Here is a 16,876-nt window from a genome sequence, read left to right as displayed (position 1 = left end):
GCTGCGATTTGGGATGGTCGGGCTTGTCAACACGGCGCTCGGCTACGCTGTTATCCTGACGGGTCTCGCCTTGGGCTGGGGCGATATCGTCTCGAACGCGGCCGGCTATGCCGCCGGGCTCCTCGCCGGCTTTGCGCTCAATCGGCGCTGGACCTTCGGCAGCGACGCGGGCCCGCGCATGAGCGAGGGCCGTCGCTATGTGCTCGTCTTCCTGGTCGCCTATTGCGCGAATCTCGCTGTCCTGACCTTGGCGAGATCGCTCGGTTTCGTGGAATCGCCCCTGGCCCAGCTCGCGGGCCTCTGCACCTATTCCATCCTCTTCTATCTCGGCTCCTCCCGGTACGTGTTCGTCGCCCGTCCCGGTTTGCGGGCTCAGCTGCCGCCTGACGCCACAGCTCGCAAGCCATGAGTGCTAGCCAAACCATCCAGCCCCTGGCTGGCTCGCTGTCGCCTGCCGGAGAAGCCTGGCGCATGAGGTTGATCTTCAGCCTGCTTGCGGCTGCCGTCATGGCCGCGATTCTGCTCGCCCGCACCCCGGCCCTTCTTCAGGATCCCGACAGCTGGTGGCACATTCGTGTCGGGCTCGACATGCTTGCCACCCGCACGTTCCCAACCATCGACAGCTACTCGCACAGCTTCGCCGGTCAGCCCTGGATCGCGAAGGAATGGCTGAGCCAGGTGCTCCTGGCGCTGGCCTATAAGGGCGCCGGTTGGAACGGGGTCGCACTCGTCACAGCCACAGCGATCTCGCTGATGGTCTTCCTGCTCGCCTGGCAGCTCGGAGAGGCGCTGAAGCCGAGCCTCGCAATGGCCCTGGCTCTGAGCTTCGCCCTTCTGTCGGCTTTCGTCTTCACCGCCCGGCCGCATGTCTTCACACTGCCCATCATCGTGGTATGGACAGCCAATCTGTTCCGGGTCGCAGGCGCCGGCCGGCCACCCAGCCTCGGGCTGCTTGGGTTACTCTGGCTGTGGACCAATCTCCACGCCTCGTTCACGCTCGGCTTCGTCATCGCAGCCTTTGCGGGACTGGATGTCCTCATCCGCTATCGGCTGACGCGGCCACGACTCCTGGCTCAATGGTGCATCTTCGGCGCGCTTTGCCCGTTGGTGAGCCTGATCAACCCCTATGGCCTCAAGGCCATCCTGGCCACCTTCACTGTCGCCGGCGCCAACGAGGCCGTGCCGCTCATCATGGAGTGGCGGCCGTTCAACGCCTCCGCCGCCCCTCTGAACGAGGCGGCCTTGCTGCTGATGGTGCTGGGGCTGCTCCTCTCGGGCTTCCGTATCGGCCTGGCGAGGGCGCTCTTCATTCTGTTTGCGCTACATCTCTATCTCGCGCACGAGCGCTTCGTTTACGTGTTCTTCCTGCTGGTTCCCTTGGTGCTGGCCGTGCAGGTCGCGGAACAGTTTCCCGCAGTTTCGATCCGGACGTGGATGATGGAGCAGCGCGACGGATTGGAGCGTTTCCTGCTCGGGCACTATCGGCTGGCCTTCGGCGCGAGTGTCGCTCTCGTCATCGGCGCCAACGCCATGCTAGCGCGTGGCCCCGCTGTCGAGCCTGGCCAAAAGACATCGGCGAAAGACGCGCTGGCCTTCGCTGCGCAGCGCGGCCTGTCGGGCCCTGTTCTCAACTCCTACGACTTCGGCGGAACTCTCATCTTCCACGGCATCAAGACCTTCATCGACGGCCGCACCGACCAGCTTTTCCTGAACGGCTTCACGCAAGCGGACGACGCGATGGGACGCAGCACCGGCAAGCCGCTGCTGGAAACCCAGTTGCGCAAATATGGAGTCGACTGGGCGCTGCTGTCGGCCGGGGACGGCCGCATTCCGTTCTTCGATGAATTGCCCGGCTGGACGCGCGCTTATTCCGACCGCTATGCGATGATCTACGTTCGCAGTCGCTGACCTTGTTGAACGAGCGCCCAGAGGCCGGCGCGTCCAAGGCGAAGGCTGGTGGGCGGTGACGGGCTCGAACCGCCGACATCCTCGGTGTAAACGAGGCGCTCTACCGACTGAGCTAACCGCCCTCTTGCCCGCCGTTTAAGGCCATGAGGGCTGGTTCGCAAGCCACAGAAAGCGGCTTGCGAAACCTTTGCTCAGGCCGGCAGCATCCAGAGCGTATGCACGCGGCCATCCTGGCCAAAGCCGATGCCGCATTGCAGGGAGCCTTGGGCGAACTGCGCCTCGTAGATATCGACGCCATCCTCGGCGACGCGGCGCAAGCCGAGCGACTGCAGTCCGCCCTTCGCTTCAAGCTCCGCGTTCACGATCGGCTGCTGCTCGCGGACGAGCTCCGCCAACTCCTCGCTCAACAGCTCGAAAGACATCCCGCCACGCTGCTGCTGTTCGAGGAGCTCGCCCGAAAGATCGAGCGCCTTGCCGTGCAGGAGCGCAGTGATCCGCTGCAGGCTGAGACCCAGCCGCTTCAGCGCCAGGATCTCGTGCAACCGGGCGATCTCGTCGGCGCCATAGAGGCGCCAGCCCTTGTCGGTCCGTCGCGGCCGGATCAGGCCACGCTCCTCGTAGAGCCGCAGCGCCCGCTTCGACAGCCCGATCCGGGCCGCGCACTCATTGGCCTCTAGCCAGGTCTCAGCCTTGTTCTGCGTGCTCATCGGCACCTCCTGAATCAGCCCTAGGCTATGACGCAGGGTGCGGCTCAAGTGGCCAGCCAACAAAAAAGGCCGCCGGCAGAGCCGGCGGCCTTCGTATTCACGAACAATGGGCTCAGTGGGCGACGAGACCCGTAGCCGCGTCGTCCTCGGTGGCCTTGGGCGTTGCCGCCTTCAGGTCCTCCTCCCAGACGATCGGGACGGGCTGGCGCACCAACGCATGCTGGAGCACCTGATCCATCCGCGAGACCGGCACGATCTCAAGCCCGTTCTTCACGGACTTCGGCAGATCGACCAGATCCTTGGCATTCTCCTCGGGGATCAGCACCTTCTTGATGCCGCCGCGCAGGGCAGCCAGCAGCTTCTCCTTGAGGCCGCCGATCGGCAGTGCCCTGCCCCGCAGCGTGACCTCGCCAGTCATGGCGACATCGCGGCGAACCGGGATGCCGGTCATGACCGAAACGATAGCCGTTGCCATGCCAATGCCCGCCGACGGACCGTCCTTCGGGGTCGCCCCCTCGGGAAGATGGACGTGGATGTCGCGCCGGTCGAAGAGCGGCGGCTCGATGCCGAAATCGATGGCGCGGGAGCGGACATAGGAGGCCGCCGCCGAGATCGATTCCTTCATCACGTCGCGCAGATTGCCGGTGACGGTCATCTTGCCCTTGCCGGGCATCATCACGCCTTCGATCGTCAGCATCTCGCCGCCGACCTCGGTCCAGGCCAGGCCAGTGACGACGCCGACCTGATCCTCGGTCTCCGCCATGCCATAGCGATAGCGCGGCGGGCCGAGATACTCTTCCAGCACCGCCGGAGTGACCGCGACCTTCTTCTTCTTGGTCAGCACGATCTCCTTCACCGCCTTGCGGACAGTGTTGGCAAGCTCACGCTCGAGGTTGCGCACGCCGGCCTCGCGGGTATAGCGGCGAACCAGCGTCGTCAGAGCCTCGTCGTCGATCGACCATTCCTTGGATTCGAGGCCGTGCTTCTTGATCGTCCCCGGGATCAGGTGACGGCGGGCGATCTCGGCCTTCTCGTCCTCGGTGTAGCCGGCGATGCGGATCACCTCCATGCGGTCCAGAAGGGCCGGCGGGATGTTCAGCGTGTTCGCCGTGGTCACGAACATCACATTCGACAGGTCGTAGTCGACCTCGAGGTAATGGTCGTTGAAGGTCGAGTTCTGCTCGGGATCGAGCACCTCGAGCAGGGCCGCCGACGGATCGCCGCGGAAGTCCTGGCCCATCTTGTCGATCTCGTCGAGCAGGATGAGCGGGTTCGAGGTCTTGGCCTTCTTCATCGACTGGATGATCTTGCCGGGCATCGAGCCGATATAGGTGCGGCGGTGGCCGCGGATCTCGGCCTCGTCACGCACGCCGCCGAGCGACATGCGCACGAACTCGCGGCCGGTCGCCTTGGCGATCGACTTGCCGAGCGAGGTCTTGCCGACGCCCGGAGGGCCGACGAGGCACAGGATCGGGCCGGCGAGCCGGTTGGCGCGCTGCTGCACGGCGAGATATTCGACGATGCGGTCCTTGACCTTGTCGAGGCCGAAGTGATCGTCATCGAGTACCTGCTGGGCGGCAGCGAGGTCCTTCTTGATCTTCGAGCGCTTCTGCCACGGGATGCCGAGCAGCCAGTCGAGATAGTTGCGCACGACGGTGGCTTCCGCTGACATCGGCGACATCTGGCGCAGCTTCTTGACCTCGGCGATAGCCTTGTCGCGCGCTTCCTTGGTCAGCTTGGTCTTGGCGATGCGCTCTTCCAGCTCGGCCAGCTCGTCGCGGCCTTCCTCGCCGTCGCCGAGCTCCTTCTGGATCGCCTTCATCTGCTCGTTGAGATAGTACTCGCGCTGGGTCTTCTCCATCTGGCGCTTGACGCGCGAGCGGATGCGCTTCTCGACCTGCAGCACCGACATCTCGCTCTCCATCAGGGAGAGCACCTTCTCGAGCCGGTGGGCGACGTTCATCACCTCCAGCACGGTCTGGCGGTCGGCGATCTTGACCGCGAGATGCGAGGCGACCGTATCGGCGAGCTTGGCCGGCTCGTCGATCTGGGAGACCGCCGCGACGATCTCGGGCGAGATCTTCTTGTTGAGCTTCACATAATTCTCGAACTCGCTGATCACCGAGCGGGCCAGCGCCTCGACCTCGACCTTCTTGCCGGCCTCCTCGGCGAGCGCCTCGGCTTCGGCCTGATAGAAGTCGTCGGTGGCAGTGTAGGTCTGTGCCTTCGCCCGGCCGATGCCCTCGACGAGCACCTTCACGGTCGAGTCGGGCAGCTTGAGCAGCTGCAGCACGCGAGCGAGCGTGCCGATCTCATAGATGTCGCCTGTTTCCGGATCGTCGTCGCCGGCATTCTTCTGCGTGGCGAGCAGGATCAGGCCATCGTTCTTGACCACCTCCTCGAGCGCGCGAATGGACTTCTCGCGGCCGACGAAGAGCGGCACGATCATGTGCGGGAATACGACGATGTCGCGCAGCGGCAGGACCGGATAGGTATCGGTCGTACCGGGGACAAGCGGGGCGCGGGGCGTCGAGCCAGTCATGTCTAGTCCTTCAAGTTTTCGCCCGGCCGACCCCTGGAAAGGCAATCGAGCGGACGTACCGCGCGGCGCGACCATTCGCGCCAGGCGCCCCTGCGAGCCACGCCCTCTACAGGCACGCGACTCTCGCAAGTGAACATAAAGTGGATGCTTCGACGCCGGCTTTCAAGCGACGCCTCACGCAGTCCACCACAGCTTCTGCCGCAGCCGGCACACGAGGCCGTGATGGCTCAGCCAAGGCAAAAGCAGTGTGCGGGCAGTCGTATCCGCCCAAACTCACGAGGCAAAACGCGCGCCAATCGGCGAGTGTTCCGAATTGAACAAGGACCCAGCTTTGCTCAGGCCGAGCTGTCTTGGGCTTTTCTTCGCTACTCCCGACGAGCAGGCCTAGAAAGCCCGGTATCAAAGCTTCGTGCCGCCGCGCGACCGGATCCTGACGCTGCGCCTGTCGATCGTCACATCGAACCGGCTGAGGAAACTCATTCCGAGAAGGCCATCGACGCGCGCGCCGTAGCTGCCGGCAGCATCGGTCTGCACGACGACCGGAACCTCCGTCGCCTGAACGCGCTTGAGCTCGATCAGGGCGGCCCTGCCACGACGGGCTTCGACAATGCCATTCGCCGTATGCAGGCGCACCTTGCTCGTGGGATCGACCACGATCCGGGCGCGATCGGCAAAGCTCTGGCGGAGTGAAACGAAAGTCGCACCCGTGTCGATGATGAAAACGCCCTTCATACCGTTGACAGTGGCAGCCACGGTCACGACCTGCCCGCTCCGTGTGATCGGGATGGTCTCGTCAGGCGCGAAGGCCCTTTCGGCGCATTGCCCCTTGCTGCGCAGCGAGCCGATCACCGCCTGCGTGCGGCTGTCGTCATTACGCAAGGGATTGACGGCGACCCAGGCCTCGATCGGCACGATTGCGTCGCAATACTGCCCGAGCTTTTCATAGGCCCGCGAGGCAGCGAAATACGCAGTCGACGAGATGCGGTCCTTGTTGCCGAACAGCGCGATCGCAGTGAGGTAATCGTCGATCGCCTCGTTGAACTTGCCCGCCTTGTCGTTCGCAAGGGCCCGCAGGTAGTAGCCATTATCCGAGTGCGGCTGCTCAGCGATGACCTTGTTCGCAACTACGGCGGCGGCGGTCCAGTCCGACAGATCCAGCAGCAGATTCGCCGCCCGGCGGAGCGCATCGACGAAGCCACCGCAATTGTCGGAGAAGCGAACGAGCGCCTCTGCACCTTCGCGGCGATAGCCGGCCTGTTTCAGACCGTCGGCAAGGGCCAGCGCCGCCTCCCGGTCGCAGCGCTCGCGCGACAGGGCCTCGATGGGCGCCGCAACAGCTCTCTTGGTCGCGACGACGACCGGAAGCTCGATCCCGAGATCGGACAAGACCCGCATCAACGGGTCGGAGCTGGTCTGGGCCCCGGCAGGAGTCGGCTGAAGCGCCGCTCCGATCATGGCCAGGCTGGCGACAATGCAACTTATTGCACCGCGAGCCATCATCGACCCGCGCGCTCGCCATCGTCATATGTCGTCAAGGCCGCCCCCCGGCATAGTCTCTGGTTAGAGGCTACGCCGTCGGGGCAAGTCGCTCAAGTCGACGAGCCGTTCAGGCCGAGGCCGACTTGGCCTCTTCTTCGCGGTCCGCATAGATGAACAGCGGGCGCGACTTGGTCTCGACCGCCTCGGGGCCGATGACGACCTGCTCGACGCCTTCCAGCCCCGGCAATTCGTACATGGTCTCGAGCAGGATGCCCTCCATGATCGAGCGCAGGCCACGCGCGCCGGTCTTGCGTTCGATCGCCTTGCGGGCAATCAGGCTGACCGCCTCGTCGGTGAAGGTGAGCTCGGTGTCCTCCATCTCGAACAGGCGCTGGTACTGCTTGACCAGTGCGTTCTTCGGCTCCGTGAGGATGGTCTTGAGCGCGGCCTCGTCGAGATCCTCCAGCGTCGCCAGCACCGGCAGGCGGCCGACGAACTCCGGGATCAGGCCGAACTTGAGCAAATCCTCCGGCTCGACCTCGCGGAAGATCGCGCCGGTGCGCCGGTCGTCCGGCCCCTTCACCGTCGCGCCGAAGCCGATCGAAGTGCCCTTGCCGCGGCTGGAGATGATCTTGTCAAGACCAGCGAAAGCGCCGCCGCAGATGAACAGGATGTTCGTGGTGTCGACCTGCAGGAACTCCTGCTGCGGATGCTTGCGCCCGCCCTGCGGCGGCACGGAGGCGACGGTGCCTTCCATGATCTTAAGCAGGGCCTGCTGGACGCCCTCGCCCGAGACGTCGCGGGTGATCGAGGGGTTGTCCGACTTGCGGCTGATCTTGTCGATCTCGTCGATGTAGACGATGCCGCGCTGAGCCCGCTCGACATTGTAGTCGGAGGCCTGGAGCAGCTTCAGGATGATGTTCTCGACGTCCTCGCCGACATAGCCGGCCTCGGTCAGCGTCGTCGCATCGGCCATGGTGAAGGGCACGTCGAGAATGCGCGCCAGCGTCTGCGCCAGCAGCGTCTTGCCCGAACCGGTCGGCCCGATCAGCAGGATGTTCGACTTGGCGAGCTCGACGTCGTTGTGCTTCGAGGCGTGCGAGAGCCGCTTGTAATGGTTGTGGACCGCGACCGAGAGCACCTTCTTGGCGTGGTCCTGGCCGATGACGTAGTCGTCGAGAACCTTGCGGATCTCCTTCGGAGTCGGCACGCCGTCCTTCGACTTCACCAGCGCGGACTTCGATTCCTCGCGGATGATGTCCATGCAGAGCTCGACGCATTCATCGCAGATGAACACGGTTGGGCCCGCGATCAGCTTGCGGACCTCATGCTGGCTCTTGCCACAGAAGGAGCAGTAGAGCGTGCTCTTGGAATCGCCGCCGCTGGCCTTACTCATCGTGATTCTCCATCTCGGAGGACGAAATCCGCCACCGAATAACGGCAGGCTGATGTCGTCTCCCCGTCATAATAGGCGCTCAGATCACGATTTTTAGGTTAACGCGTCGCTCTGGCGCAGGTGGCGACGAAACTGACCCAAAACCGGACCGCTTGAGCGCCTTGCTGCGCCCTTCCGATGCCCCATGCAAACATGGGGCCTAGTCTCTAGGCAATATGGTCCTTCGGGAACCACTCGCCAACCCACAGGCACGTCGTGCCGGAGTAGCCATTTAAAGTACCGGCTTACTCTGAAAGCCGGTACCCAATTTTTTTCCGGCCGATGCTTTAGGCGGCCGCCTCGTCCGCGCGCTTGTCGATGACCTTGTCGATCAGCCCGAAATCGCGCGCCTGCTCGGAGGTCATGAAGTTGTCGCGTTCCAGCGCGCCCTCGATATCCTCGTAGGAGCGGCCAGTGTGCTTGACGTAGATCTCGTTCAGGCGCCGCTTCAGGCTCTCGACCTCGCGGGCGTGGATCAGAATGTCAGTGACCTGGCCCTGGAAGCCGCCGGAGGGCTGGTGGACCATGATCCGCGCGTTCGGCAGGGCAAAGCGCATGTCCTTGGCGCCGGCGGTCAGCAGCAGCGAGCCCATCGAAGCGGCCTGCCCGACGCAGAGCGTCGTCACCGGGCAACGGATGAACTGCATGGTGTCATAGATCGACAGGCCCGAGGTGACCACACCGCCGGGCGAATTGATGTAGAAGGAGATTTCCTTCTTCGGGTTCTCGGCCTCGAGAAACAGCAGCTGCGCCACGATCAGTGATGCCGAGTAATCCTCGACCGGGCCGGTCAGGAAGATGATGCGCTCGCGCAGCAGGCGCGAATAGATGTCGAAGGCGCGCTCGCCGCGGCTCGACTGCTCGACCACCATCGGGACGAGATTGTTATAGGTCTCGATCGGGTCACGCATCATGGTCGGTCCTTGGGGTCAAAGCGGGCGGGAATCAGCCGAGAGCGGCCAAACCCCACATAAGCATGCCGGCGGCAGCTGAAAAGGGAAGCGCCGCCCGGCGGGATGCGGGCGGCGCGAAATCGTAAGCCAGGTGCGGAAGGATCAGGCCGAAGCCTCGTCATCCGCGGCCTTCTTGGCCTTCTTCGCCTTGGCTGCCTTCGGCTTGTCCTCGGCGGCGCCCTCTTCCTCGTCATCAGCGAAGAGCGCCTCGCGCGAGACCGACTTGTCGGAGACCTTCACCTGGCCGAGCAGATGGTCGACGACCTTCTCCTCGAAGATCGGGGCGCGGATCTCAGCCAACGCCTGCGGGTTCTTGCGATAGAACTCCCAGACTTCCTTCTCCTGGCCGGGGAACTGGCGGGCGCGCTGGATCAGGGCCTGCGTCACCTCGTCATCGGCGATCTGGATCTTGGCCTGCTCGCCGATCTCGGCCAGCACGAGGCCGAGGCGCACGCGGCGCTCGGCGATCCTGCGGTACTCGGCGCGAGCCTCGTCCTCGGTGGTGTTCTCGTCGGCGAAGGTCTTGTTGGCGTTCTTCATGTCCGCCTCGACCTGGCTCCAGACCGCGGCGAACTCCTGCTCGACCAGGGTCGGCGGCAGCTCGAAGCCGTACTTGCCGTCGAGCGCATCGAGCAGGCTCTTCTTGACCTTGCGGCGCGACTGCTCGCCGAACTCGCGGCCGATCTGCTCGCGGATCGCGGTCTTGAGTGCGTCGAGCGACTCCATGCCGAAGCCCTTGGCGAGCTCGTCATCGATCTTGAGCTCGCCCGGGCCCTGCACGTCGTCGACGGTGACGGCGAACTCGGCCGGCTTGCCGGCGAGATTCTCGGCCGCATAGTTCTCGGGGAAGGTCACCGATACGGTGCGCTGCTCACCCTTCTTGGCGCCCTCGAGCTGCTCCTCGAAGCCCGGGATGAACTGGCCAGCGCCGAGCTCGAGCGGGATTTCCGAGCCAGTGCCGCCGTCAAAGGGCTTGCCCTCGAGCGTGCCGGTGAAGGAGATCAGCAGGCGATCGCCCTTGGCGGCCTTGGCGCCGTCCTTCTTCGACTCGAAGCTGCGGTTCTGCGAGGCCATGCGCTCCAGCGCGGCATCGACGTCCGCCTCGGGCACCTCGGCGACCGGCTTCTCGAGCGCGATATCCGAGACATCGACGATCTCGATCTTCGGCAGCACCTCGAGCGCGACAGTGAAGGCAAGGTCGCCCTTGGCTTCCATCGCGGCCTCGATCTCGTCCTTGTTCTCGGGGAACTTGATCTGCGGCTCGAAGGCGAGCTTGAGCTCGTTGTCGGCGATGATCTTCTGGTTCGCCTCGTTGACGGCATTCTGCACCACATCGGCCATGACCGAGCGGCCATAGAGCCGGCGCAGATGGCCGACCGGGACCTTGCCGGGACGGAAGCCGTTGATCTTGGCCTTGCCCTGCAGGTCCTGAAGGCTGTCATCGAGCCTCGACTTGAGGTCGGTGGCGTTCAGCACCACCTGAAATTCGCGCTTGAGGCCCTGGGACAGGGTTTCCGTCACGTTCATTGTTCTGATCCGCCAACAGCTCTTTAACTTCAATGTCCAAAGCGCGACGCCGGGTGACCGCCGCTGCGCTCGCGAAATCCGAATCCTGGTGCGGGCGGAGGGACTCGAACCCCCACGACTTTCGCCGCTGGTACCTAAAACCAGTGCGTCTACCAGTTCCGCCACGCCCGCCGACCCGGTGCGCCATATCGCAGTCTTCGCGACAGCAGCACCGTAGGCCGCGCCGCTATACCATTTCGGGCGCGCCATGCAGCAAAAAAATGCGACAGTTCTGCGAAGACCGCTCCCGAGCGGCTTTCCACTCGCCAGAACAGCACGGCCCGGCTATGTCGCGACCATGAGCAAAGACGCCTCGCCGCCGGCCTCGCGCCCTCATCCCAGCCGACGCCTTGTCATCGCACGGGCCGCCGGTGCCGCGACCCTGCTCTCCCCGCTTTCCGCACTGGCCCAGCAGGCGCCGACTGTTTCGACGCCGCATATCGGCGGCGCGGTGCGAGACCTTGTCGCGACCTCGGCCAAGGTGCGGCTGCGGCCTGCACCGGCGCCCGAAACGGAAATCTGGGCCTTCGATGGCGCGACGCCAGGCCCGGTGCTCAGAGTAAAGCAAGGCGAGACCTTGCGCCTTGCCCTGCAGAATCGAACCGACAAGCCGCTCTCCCTGCACTGGCATGGTCTGCGCGCCGATCACGCCATGGACGGCGTCGGCGGCTTCAGCCAGGAGCCGGTGCCGCCGGGCGGGCAATTCGAGTATCGGCTGACGCCCCCCGATTCCGGCACCTTCCTCTATCGGCCAATGCTGCTCGGTGGCTCCTCCGAGCCTGCGGGACGCGGGCTCTCGGGGATGCTGATCGTCGAGGAGAAGGAGCCGCCTTCGGTCGATCTCGACCTGCCGGCATTGATTGGCGACTGGCTGCTCGGCGACGACCAGAAGCTCCTGCCCTTCGCCACTGAGGGACAAGACGGCGCTGCGGCTGGCCGGCTCGGCAGCTGGCTGACCGTCAACGGCAAGCCGCCGCCGCTGCCGGTCAAGCTGCCGCCGGGCGCCCGCGTCAGGCTTCGCCTCGCCAATGCCTGCAATGCGCGGATCATGCGATTGCGCTTCGACGAGATGAAAGCCTCGGTCGCGGCGGTCGACGGCCAGCCGACCGATACCTTCGAGCCGGTCCGGGGGCAGCTGCCTTTCGCGCCGGGCACGCGTTACGACGTGATTTTCGACATGCCGGAGACGGTCGGTGCCAGCGCCAGCGTGACCGCGCTGATCGGACCGGGCGTGCCGCTGGTGCGCTTCGTCTCGGAGGGCGCGGCCAAGCCGGCGCGCGCGCCGATCGCCGCGATGCAGCCCAACCCGGCCCTGCCGGCGGCGGTTCGGTTGCAGGACGCCAGGCGCGCCGAGATGGTGATCGAGGGCGGTGCCAAGATCACGTCCGAGAACAAGCTCGACCTCACCGGGCTCGACCTCGCCAGGCCCTGGACCGTCAATGGCGGCCAGGGCGATCCGAAGGGCAAGCCGCTGTTCAGCGTCAAGCGCGGCGCGCCGGTGGTGATCGGCATCACCAACAGGACGGCCTTCCTGCAGCCGCTGCATGTCCACGGCCACAGCTTCCGCCTGCTGCATCCGCTCGACGACGGCTGGGAGCCCTATTTCCTCGACACAGTTCAGATACCCGAGGGCAAGCGTCTGCATATCGCCTTCATCGCCGACAATCCCGGGCGCTGGCTGATCTCCTCGACCGTGCTGGAGCGCTTCGACCGCGGGCTGTGGAGCTGGTTCGAGGTGACGTAAGGCGATGAGCGCGGGACGGCGCGCCATGCTCTGGCTGCTGGCGGCGTTCTATCTCGCTGCCGGCCTGCTGCATCTGCGCTCGCCTGCAGCGTTCCTGCTCATCGTGCCGGATTGGGTGCCGGCGCCGCACTTAACCGTGATCGTGACAGGCATCGCTGAAATTCTGGGCGCGCTCGGCCTGCTTGTACCGCGTCTGCGCAAGACTGCGGGGATCGGCCTTGCGCTCTACGCGCTCTGTGTGCTCCCGGCCAATCTCAAGCACGCCATCGAGGACATCGTCCTTCCGGGATTGCCGAGCAGCTGGTGGTACCACGGCCCTCGCCTAGCCTTCCAACCGGTGCTGATCTGGGCGGCGCTCTACGCTTCCGGCGTCACGCGCTGGCCATGGCGGCGCTTGCCACGCAAGTGAGCGGCTTCTAAACCCCCGGCCTTAAGCCAAGGAGCCCGTCATGACCGCCAACGCCATCGTCACCGTGGGCGCCGAGCTCGCCCGGCCCGTCCGATTCGGTAACGGCCTGCCGCTCGCCTTGATCGCTGGCCCCTGCCAGATGGAAAGTCGCGATCACGCACTCGAGATCGCCCTGGCACTGAAGGAGACAGCCGAGAGGCTCGGCATCGGCCTCGTCTTCAAGGCCTCCTTCGACAAGGCCAACCGCACCAGCGTGAAGGGCCAGCGCGGCATGGGACTCGAGGCCGCCCTGCCCGTCTACGCCGAGATTCGCGAGCGCACCGGCATGCCGGTGCTGACCGATATCCACGATGTGAGCCAGTGCGCGCCGGTCGCCGAAGTGGTCGACATCCTGCAGATCCCGGCCTTCCTCTGCCGGCAGACCGATCTGCTCGTCGCCGCCGCAAAGACCGGCCGCGTCGTCAACGTCAAGAAAGGCCAGTTCCTGGCGCCCTGGGACATGGTCAACGTCGCCGCCAAGGTGACCGAGAGCGGCAATCCGAACGTGATGCTGACCGAGCGCGGCGCCTCCTTCGGCTACAACACGCTGGTCACCGACATGCGCAGCCTGCCGATCATGGCGGAAATCGGCGCCCCGGTTATCTTCGACGCGACCCATTCGGTGCAACAGCCCGGTGGCAAGGGCGCCTCGACCGGCGGCCAGCGCGAATTCGTGCCGGTGCTGGCGCGGGCTGCGGTGGCGGTCGGCGTCGCCGGCGTCTTCATTGAGACACATCCGGATCCGGACAACGCCCCGTCGGATGGGCCGAATATGGTGCCGCTGCGCGACTTCCATGCGCTGATCGCAGAGCTGCAAGAGTTCGATCGTCTTGCCAAGCGTACGGTGCACTCTACGCTGGCGTATGTCTGACGCCCCAAGCGCCCCGCCACCTCCATCGACGCCCTCGCAAGGCTCGCTGAATTCGCTGATCCTCGTGCTGGGGGCGTGCGGTTTCGCCTCGACCTTCACGATGCGCCTGCTCGATCCGCTGGTGCCGACGCTGGCGGCCGAATTCAGCCGCAGCATCGCCCAGGTCGCCGCCGTCGCGACCGCATTCTCCTTCGCCTACGCCGTCGGCCAGCCGTTCCTAGGGCCGATCGCCGATTCGCTGGGGAAGCTCAGGACGATCTCGGCTTGCCTCGGCGGGCTCGCGCTGCTGTCGCTCGGAGTGGCTTTCGTCGGATCGTTCGAAGCGCTGACGGTCGTGCGCATGGTCGCCGGTATCGCCGCTGGGGGCATCATCCCGGTCGCGATGGCGGCGATCGGCGACCGCGCGCCCATGGCCGAGAGGCAGGTCATGCTCGGCCGCTTCCTGGTGCTGATGATCGTCGGGCAGATGGTCGGCGCAGCCTGCTCGGGCTTGATCGCCGAGCATATCGGCTGGCGCTATGTCTTCGTGATGGCCGCCGGCCTCGCCGCGATCGCCGGTGCGCTGGTGCTGATCGTGCTGAAGCCGAGGCCGGATGCGCGACGCGCACCGCTCAGCTTCGCAGGCGCGCTCGCGAACTATGCCGCCGTCTTCGCCAATCCGCGTTCGAAGTTGCTCTACGGGCTCGTCATCGTCGAGGGCAGCCTGATCTTCGGAATGCCGCCCTATATCGCCGCGATCCTGCAGGAGCGTGCCGGTGTCGGTCCGTCGCAGGCCGGCCTCGTCATCGCCGGCACCGGGCTCGGCGGCATCGTCTACGGCGTGCTGACCCGGATCCTGGTCGAGCGGCTCGGCCCAACCAGGATGACGACGCTAGGCGGCATTGTCATGGGGCTGGCCTTCGCTCTCTTCTCGCTCCCTTTCCTGCCCTGGTGGAGCGCGGTCGCGATCTTCACGCTGAGCGGCTTCGGCTTCTTCCTGATGCACGGAACCTTCCAGGCGCAGGCGACCGAGCTCGCGCCGACCGCGCGCGGCTCGGCGGTGGCGCTGTTCGCCTGCGCGCTGTTCTGCGGCCATGCGCTCGGGCCGGTGCTGATGGGCGCAGCCCTGCACCTCTTCGGCACCAGCGGCGCGATCCTGCTTTTCGCCGCCGGAATTACCCTGCTCGGCTTCGCAACGCCGCGCATCCTGCCGTTGGCGGGCAGCCGGACCTGAGGTTCTTTTTTGAGCGTGCCGTAATCCGAAAACCGCTTCGCACTTTTCGGCGGCAAGCTCTCAGCGCCCGCGATAGGGCGCGACACCCTGGTCGGGCAGCCACAGCCCCTTCGGGGTCTCGCCGGTCTGGAAGAACACGTCGATCGGGATGCCGCCGCGGGGATACCAGTAGCCGCCGATGCGGAACCATTTCGGCTCCAGCAGCTCGACCAGCGTCTTGCCGATGCCGACGGTGCAGTCCTCATGGAAGGCGCCGTGGTTGCGGAAGGAGCCGAGGTAGAGCTTCAGCGACTTCGATTCGACCAGCCAGTCGCCCGGCACGTAGTCGATCACCAGGATGCCGAAATCGGGCTGGCCGGTGACCGGGCAGATCGAGGTGAATTCCGGGCAGGTGAAGCGCGCGAGATAATCGGTGCCGGCATGAGGGTTCGGCACGCGGTCGAGGCGGGCTTCCTCCGGCGAGCGCGGCAGGTCGCTCGCCTTGCCGAGCTGAAGGGTCGATGCGTCGAGTGTCATGTCGTTTCGTCCTGGGCAGGTGGGCGTTCGTCGATGACGAACGCTGAGTTGCCGCGGCTTTTAATCCCCACCCCGGATAAACGCCACCGCCCCTTCCCGTCGCCGCAGCTTGTGTCTAGAAGCGCGGCATCCCTTGCCCACCTCAGCTCCGGAGCCTGCCATGACCGCGATCATCGACATCATCGGCCGCCAGATCCTCGATTCCCGCGGCAACCCGACGGTCGAGGTCGATGTCGTGCTGGAAGACGGCTCGATGGGCCGCGCCGCGGTGCCCTCTGGCGCCTCGACCGGCGCGCATGAGGCGGTCGAGCTGCGCGACGGCGACAAGAGCCGCTATCTCGGCAAGGGCGTGCTGAAGGCGGTCGAGGCCGTCAATGTCGCGATCGCCGAAGCGATTGTCGCGATGGACGCCGAAGACCAGGCGGCGATCGACCAGGCGATGATCGAGCTCGATGGCACGCCGAACAAGAGCAAGCTCGGCGCCAACGCTATTCTCGGCGTCTCGCTCGCCGTCGCCAAGGCCGCCGCCGAAGCCTCGGGCCTGCCGCTCTATCGCTATGTCGGCGGCACGTCGGCCCGCGTCCTGCCGGTGCCGATGATGAACATCGTCAATGGCGGCGCCCATGCCGACAATCCGATCGACTTCCAGGAATTCATGGTGATGCCGATCGGCGCGCCCTCCTTTGCCGAGGGGCTGCGCATGGGTGCTGAAATCTTCCATACGCTGAAGAAGGCCCTGCACGACGCCGGCCACAACACCAATGTCGGCGACGAGGGCGGCTTCGCCCCCAATATCAAGTCGGCCGAGGCGGCGCTCGACTTCGTCATGCAGGCGGTCGAGAAGGCCGGCTACAAGCCCGGCGAAGACGTCGCGCTGGCGCTCGACTGCGCCGCGACCGAGTTCTTCAAGGACGGCTCCTATGTCTATGAAGGCGAACGCAAAACCCGCGACCCGAAGGCACAGGCCAAGTACCTCGCCAAGCTGGTCGCCGGCTATCCGATCATCTCGATCGAGGACGGCATGGCCGAGGACGATTGGGAGGGCTGGAAGGCGCTGACCGATCTCGTCGGCAACAAGTGCCAGCTCGTCGGCGACGACCTCTTCGTCACCAATGTCACGCGCCTGTCGCGGGGCATCAAGGAGAAGACGGCCAACTCGATCCTGGTCAAGGTCAACCAGATCGGCACGCTGACCGAGACGCTGGCCGCCGTCGAGATGGCGCAGCGCGCCGGCTACACCGCGGTGATGTCGCACCGCTCGGGCGAGACCGAGGACGCGACCATCGCCGATCTCGCCGTCGCGACCAATTGCGGGCAGATCAAGACCGGCTCCCTTGCCCGCTCCGACCGGACGGCAAAGTACAACCAGCTGCTTCGCATCGAGGAGGAGCTCGGCGCCCAGGCGATCTATGCCGGGCGCTCGGCCCTGAAGGCCCTCGCCTGAGCTGTTCTGCTGCGCTGCAATAGGCAGCGCCATGCGGTTTGGCCCCTAAC

At 65.4% G+C, this 16,876-nt stretch carries 14 protein-coding genes and 2 tRNA genes; 7 read left to right on the top strand and 9 right to left on the bottom strand.

Going from position 1 to position 16,876, the window contains the following annotated elements; all coding sequences use genetic code 11:
• The first annotated feature begins 13 nt into the window (after positions 1–13).
• Together B6S44_RS11150 and B6S44_RS11145 are read left to right on the top strand one after the other, a co-directional pair.
• Positions 14–409: a GtrA family protein gene (locus tag B6S44_RS11150; RefSeq protein WP_248309554.1), complete on the top strand. Its 396-nt coding sequence runs from the start codon at positions 14–16 to the stop codon at positions 407–409.
• A 62-nt stretch (positions 410–471) separates the two neighbouring features.
• Positions 472–1,908 carry a hypothetical protein gene (locus tag B6S44_RS11145; protein WP_248309553.1) on the top strand — a complete coding sequence of 479 codons (1,437 nt, stop codon included), beginning with the start codon at positions 472–474 and terminating at the stop codon, positions 1,906–1,908.
• A gap of 46 nt (positions 1,909–1,954) precedes the next feature.
• On the opposite strand, the gene B6S44_RS11140 is transcribed toward B6S44_RS11145, so the two are convergent.
• From B6S44_RS11140 to B6S44_RS11105, 8 genes are all read right to left on the bottom strand, one after another.
• Positions 1,955–2,030: transfer RNA gene (locus B6S44_RS11140), tRNA-Val, on the bottom strand.
• A gap of 69 nt (positions 2,031–2,099) precedes the next feature.
• On the bottom strand, positions 2,100–2,615 hold the full coding sequence (locus B6S44_RS11135) for a MerR family transcriptional regulator (protein ID WP_129156970.1): 516 nt from the start codon (positions 2,613–2,615) through the stop codon (positions 2,100–2,102).
• A 112-nt stretch (positions 2,616–2,727) separates the two neighbouring features.
• A complete protein-coding gene (lon, locus tag B6S44_RS11130) occupies positions 2,728–5,157 on the bottom strand; it encodes an endopeptidase La (protein WP_126111952.1) in 2,430 nt (809 codons plus the stop codon).
• Between the two features lie 399 nt (positions 5,158–5,556).
• The gene (locus B6S44_RS11125) at positions 5,557–6,552 is read right to left on the bottom strand and encodes a retroviral-like aspartic protease family protein (RefSeq protein ID WP_164985796.1); all 996 of its coding nucleotides are present in this window, start codon (positions 6,550–6,552) and stop codon (positions 5,557–5,559) included.
• Between the two features lie 211 nt (positions 6,553–6,763).
• A complete protein-coding gene (gene clpX, locus B6S44_RS11120) occupies positions 6,764–8,032 on the bottom strand; it encodes an ATP-dependent Clp protease ATP-binding subunit ClpX (protein ID WP_110491201.1) in 1,269 nt (422 codons plus the stop codon).
• A gap of 326 nt (positions 8,033–8,358) precedes the next feature.
• Positions 8,359–8,982 carry an ATP-dependent Clp protease proteolytic subunit gene (locus tag B6S44_RS11115; protein WP_129156968.1) on the bottom strand — a complete coding sequence of 208 codons (624 nt, stop codon included), beginning with the start codon at positions 8,980–8,982 and terminating at the stop codon, positions 8,359–8,361.
• A 144-nt stretch (positions 8,983–9,126) separates the two neighbouring features.
• Positions 9,127–10,551, bottom strand: a complete 1,425-nt coding sequence (tig, locus tag B6S44_RS11110; RefSeq protein ID WP_129156967.1) for a trigger factor — start codon at positions 10,549–10,551, stop codon at positions 9,127–9,129.
• An 86-nt stretch (positions 10,552–10,637) separates the two neighbouring features.
• A tRNA-Leu gene (locus B6S44_RS11105) sits at positions 10,638–10,722 on the bottom strand.
• A 166-nt stretch (positions 10,723–10,888) separates the two neighbouring features.
• Here B6S44_RS11105 and B6S44_RS11100 point away from each other — a divergent pair.
• From B6S44_RS11100 to B6S44_RS11085, 4 genes are read left to right on the top strand one after another with little or no spacing between them, the layout of a single operon-like run.
• On the top strand, positions 10,889–12,334 hold the full coding sequence (locus tag B6S44_RS11100; protein ID WP_129156966.1) for a multicopper oxidase family protein: 1,446 nt from the start codon (positions 10,889–10,891) through the stop codon (positions 12,332–12,334).
• A 4-nt stretch (positions 12,335–12,338) separates the two neighbouring features.
• Positions 12,339–12,743, top strand: a complete 405-nt coding sequence (locus tag B6S44_RS11095) for a DoxX family protein (RefSeq protein WP_248309552.1) — start codon at positions 12,339–12,341, stop codon at positions 12,741–12,743.
• Between the two features lie 40 nt (positions 12,744–12,783).
• Complete coding sequence (kdsA, locus tag B6S44_RS11090; RefSeq protein WP_129156965.1) at positions 12,784–13,653, top strand: 3-deoxy-8-phosphooctulonate synthase; 870 nt, start codon at positions 12,784–12,786, stop codon at positions 13,651–13,653.
• Positions 13,646–14,866, top strand: a complete 1,221-nt coding sequence (locus B6S44_RS11085; protein ID WP_129156964.1) for an MFS transporter — start codon at positions 13,646–13,648, stop codon at positions 14,864–14,866. Before kdsA ends, B6S44_RS11085 begins: the two co-directional genes overlap by 8 nt.
• A 60-nt stretch (positions 14,867–14,926) precedes the next feature.
• Here B6S44_RS11085 and queF read toward each other — a convergent pair whose 3' ends face one another.
• The gene (gene queF / locus B6S44_RS11080; protein WP_129156963.1) at positions 14,927–15,382 is read right to left on the bottom strand and encodes a preQ(1) synthase; all 456 of its coding nucleotides are present in this window, start codon (positions 15,380–15,382) and stop codon (positions 14,927–14,929) included.
• A gap of 160 nt (positions 15,383–15,542) precedes the next feature.
• Here queF and eno point away from each other — a divergent pair, with 160 nt between their 5' ends.
• Positions 15,543–16,826: a phosphopyruvate hydratase gene (eno, locus tag B6S44_RS11075; protein WP_129156962.1), complete on the top strand. Its 1,284-nt coding sequence runs from the start codon at positions 15,543–15,545 to the stop codon at positions 16,824–16,826.
• Positions 16,827–16,876: the final 50 nt, after the last annotated feature.

Origin of the sequence: Allobosea sp. Tri-44, assembly GCF_004123845.1 — a bacterium.
GTDB lineage: Bacteria > Pseudomonadota > Alphaproteobacteria > Rhizobiales > Beijerinckiaceae > Allobosea.
The sequence above is the reverse complement of the archived record's forward strand: the minus strand, read 5'-3'. Positions and strand labels throughout refer to the sequence as shown.

Coding starts and splice junctions, on each gene's coding strand:
- B6S44_RS11150 (WP_248309554.1), top strand. CDS start 14: ATGGTCGGGCTTGTCAACACGGCGCTCGGCTACGCTGTTATCCTGACG.
- B6S44_RS11145 (WP_248309553.1), top strand. CDS start 472: ATGAGGTTGATCTTCAGCCTGCTTGCGGCTGCCGTCATGGCCGCGATT.
- B6S44_RS11135 (WP_129156970.1), bottom strand. CDS start 2,615: ATGAGCACGCAGAACAAGGCTGAGACCTGGCTAGAGGCCAATGAGTGC.
- lon (WP_126111952.1), bottom strand. CDS start 5,157: ATGACTGGCTCGACGCCCCGCGCCCCGCTTGTCCCCGGTACGACCGAT.
- B6S44_RS11125 (WP_164985796.1), bottom strand. CDS start 6,552: ATGCGGGTCTTGTCCGATCTCGGGATCGAGCTTCCGGTCGTCGTCGCG.
- clpX (WP_110491201.1), bottom strand. CDS start 8,032: ATGAGTAAGGCCAGCGGCGGCGATTCCAAGAGCACGCTCTACTGCTCC.
- B6S44_RS11115 (WP_129156968.1), bottom strand. CDS start 8,982: ATGCGTGACCCGATCGAGACCTATAACAATCTCGTCCCGATGGTGGTC.
- tig (WP_129156967.1), bottom strand. CDS start 10,551: ATGAACGTGACGGAAACCCTGTCCCAGGGCCTCAAGCGCGAATTTCAG.
- B6S44_RS11100 (WP_129156966.1), top strand. CDS start 10,889: ATGAGCAAAGACGCCTCGCCGCCGGCCTCGCGCCCTCATCCCAGCCGA.
- B6S44_RS11095 (WP_248309552.1), top strand. CDS start 12,339: ATGAGCGCGGGACGGCGCGCCATGCTCTGGCTGCTGGCGGCGTTCTAT.
- kdsA (WP_129156965.1), top strand. CDS start 12,784: ATGACCGCCAACGCCATCGTCACCGTGGGCGCCGAGCTCGCCCGGCCC.
- B6S44_RS11085 (WP_129156964.1), top strand. CDS start 13,646: ATGTCTGACGCCCCAAGCGCCCCGCCACCTCCATCGACGCCCTCGCAA.
- queF (WP_129156963.1), bottom strand. CDS start 15,382: ATGACACTCGACGCATCGACCCTTCAGCTCGGCAAGGCGAGCGACCTG.
- eno (WP_129156962.1), top strand. CDS start 15,543: ATGACCGCGATCATCGACATCATCGGCCGCCAGATCCTCGATTCCCGC.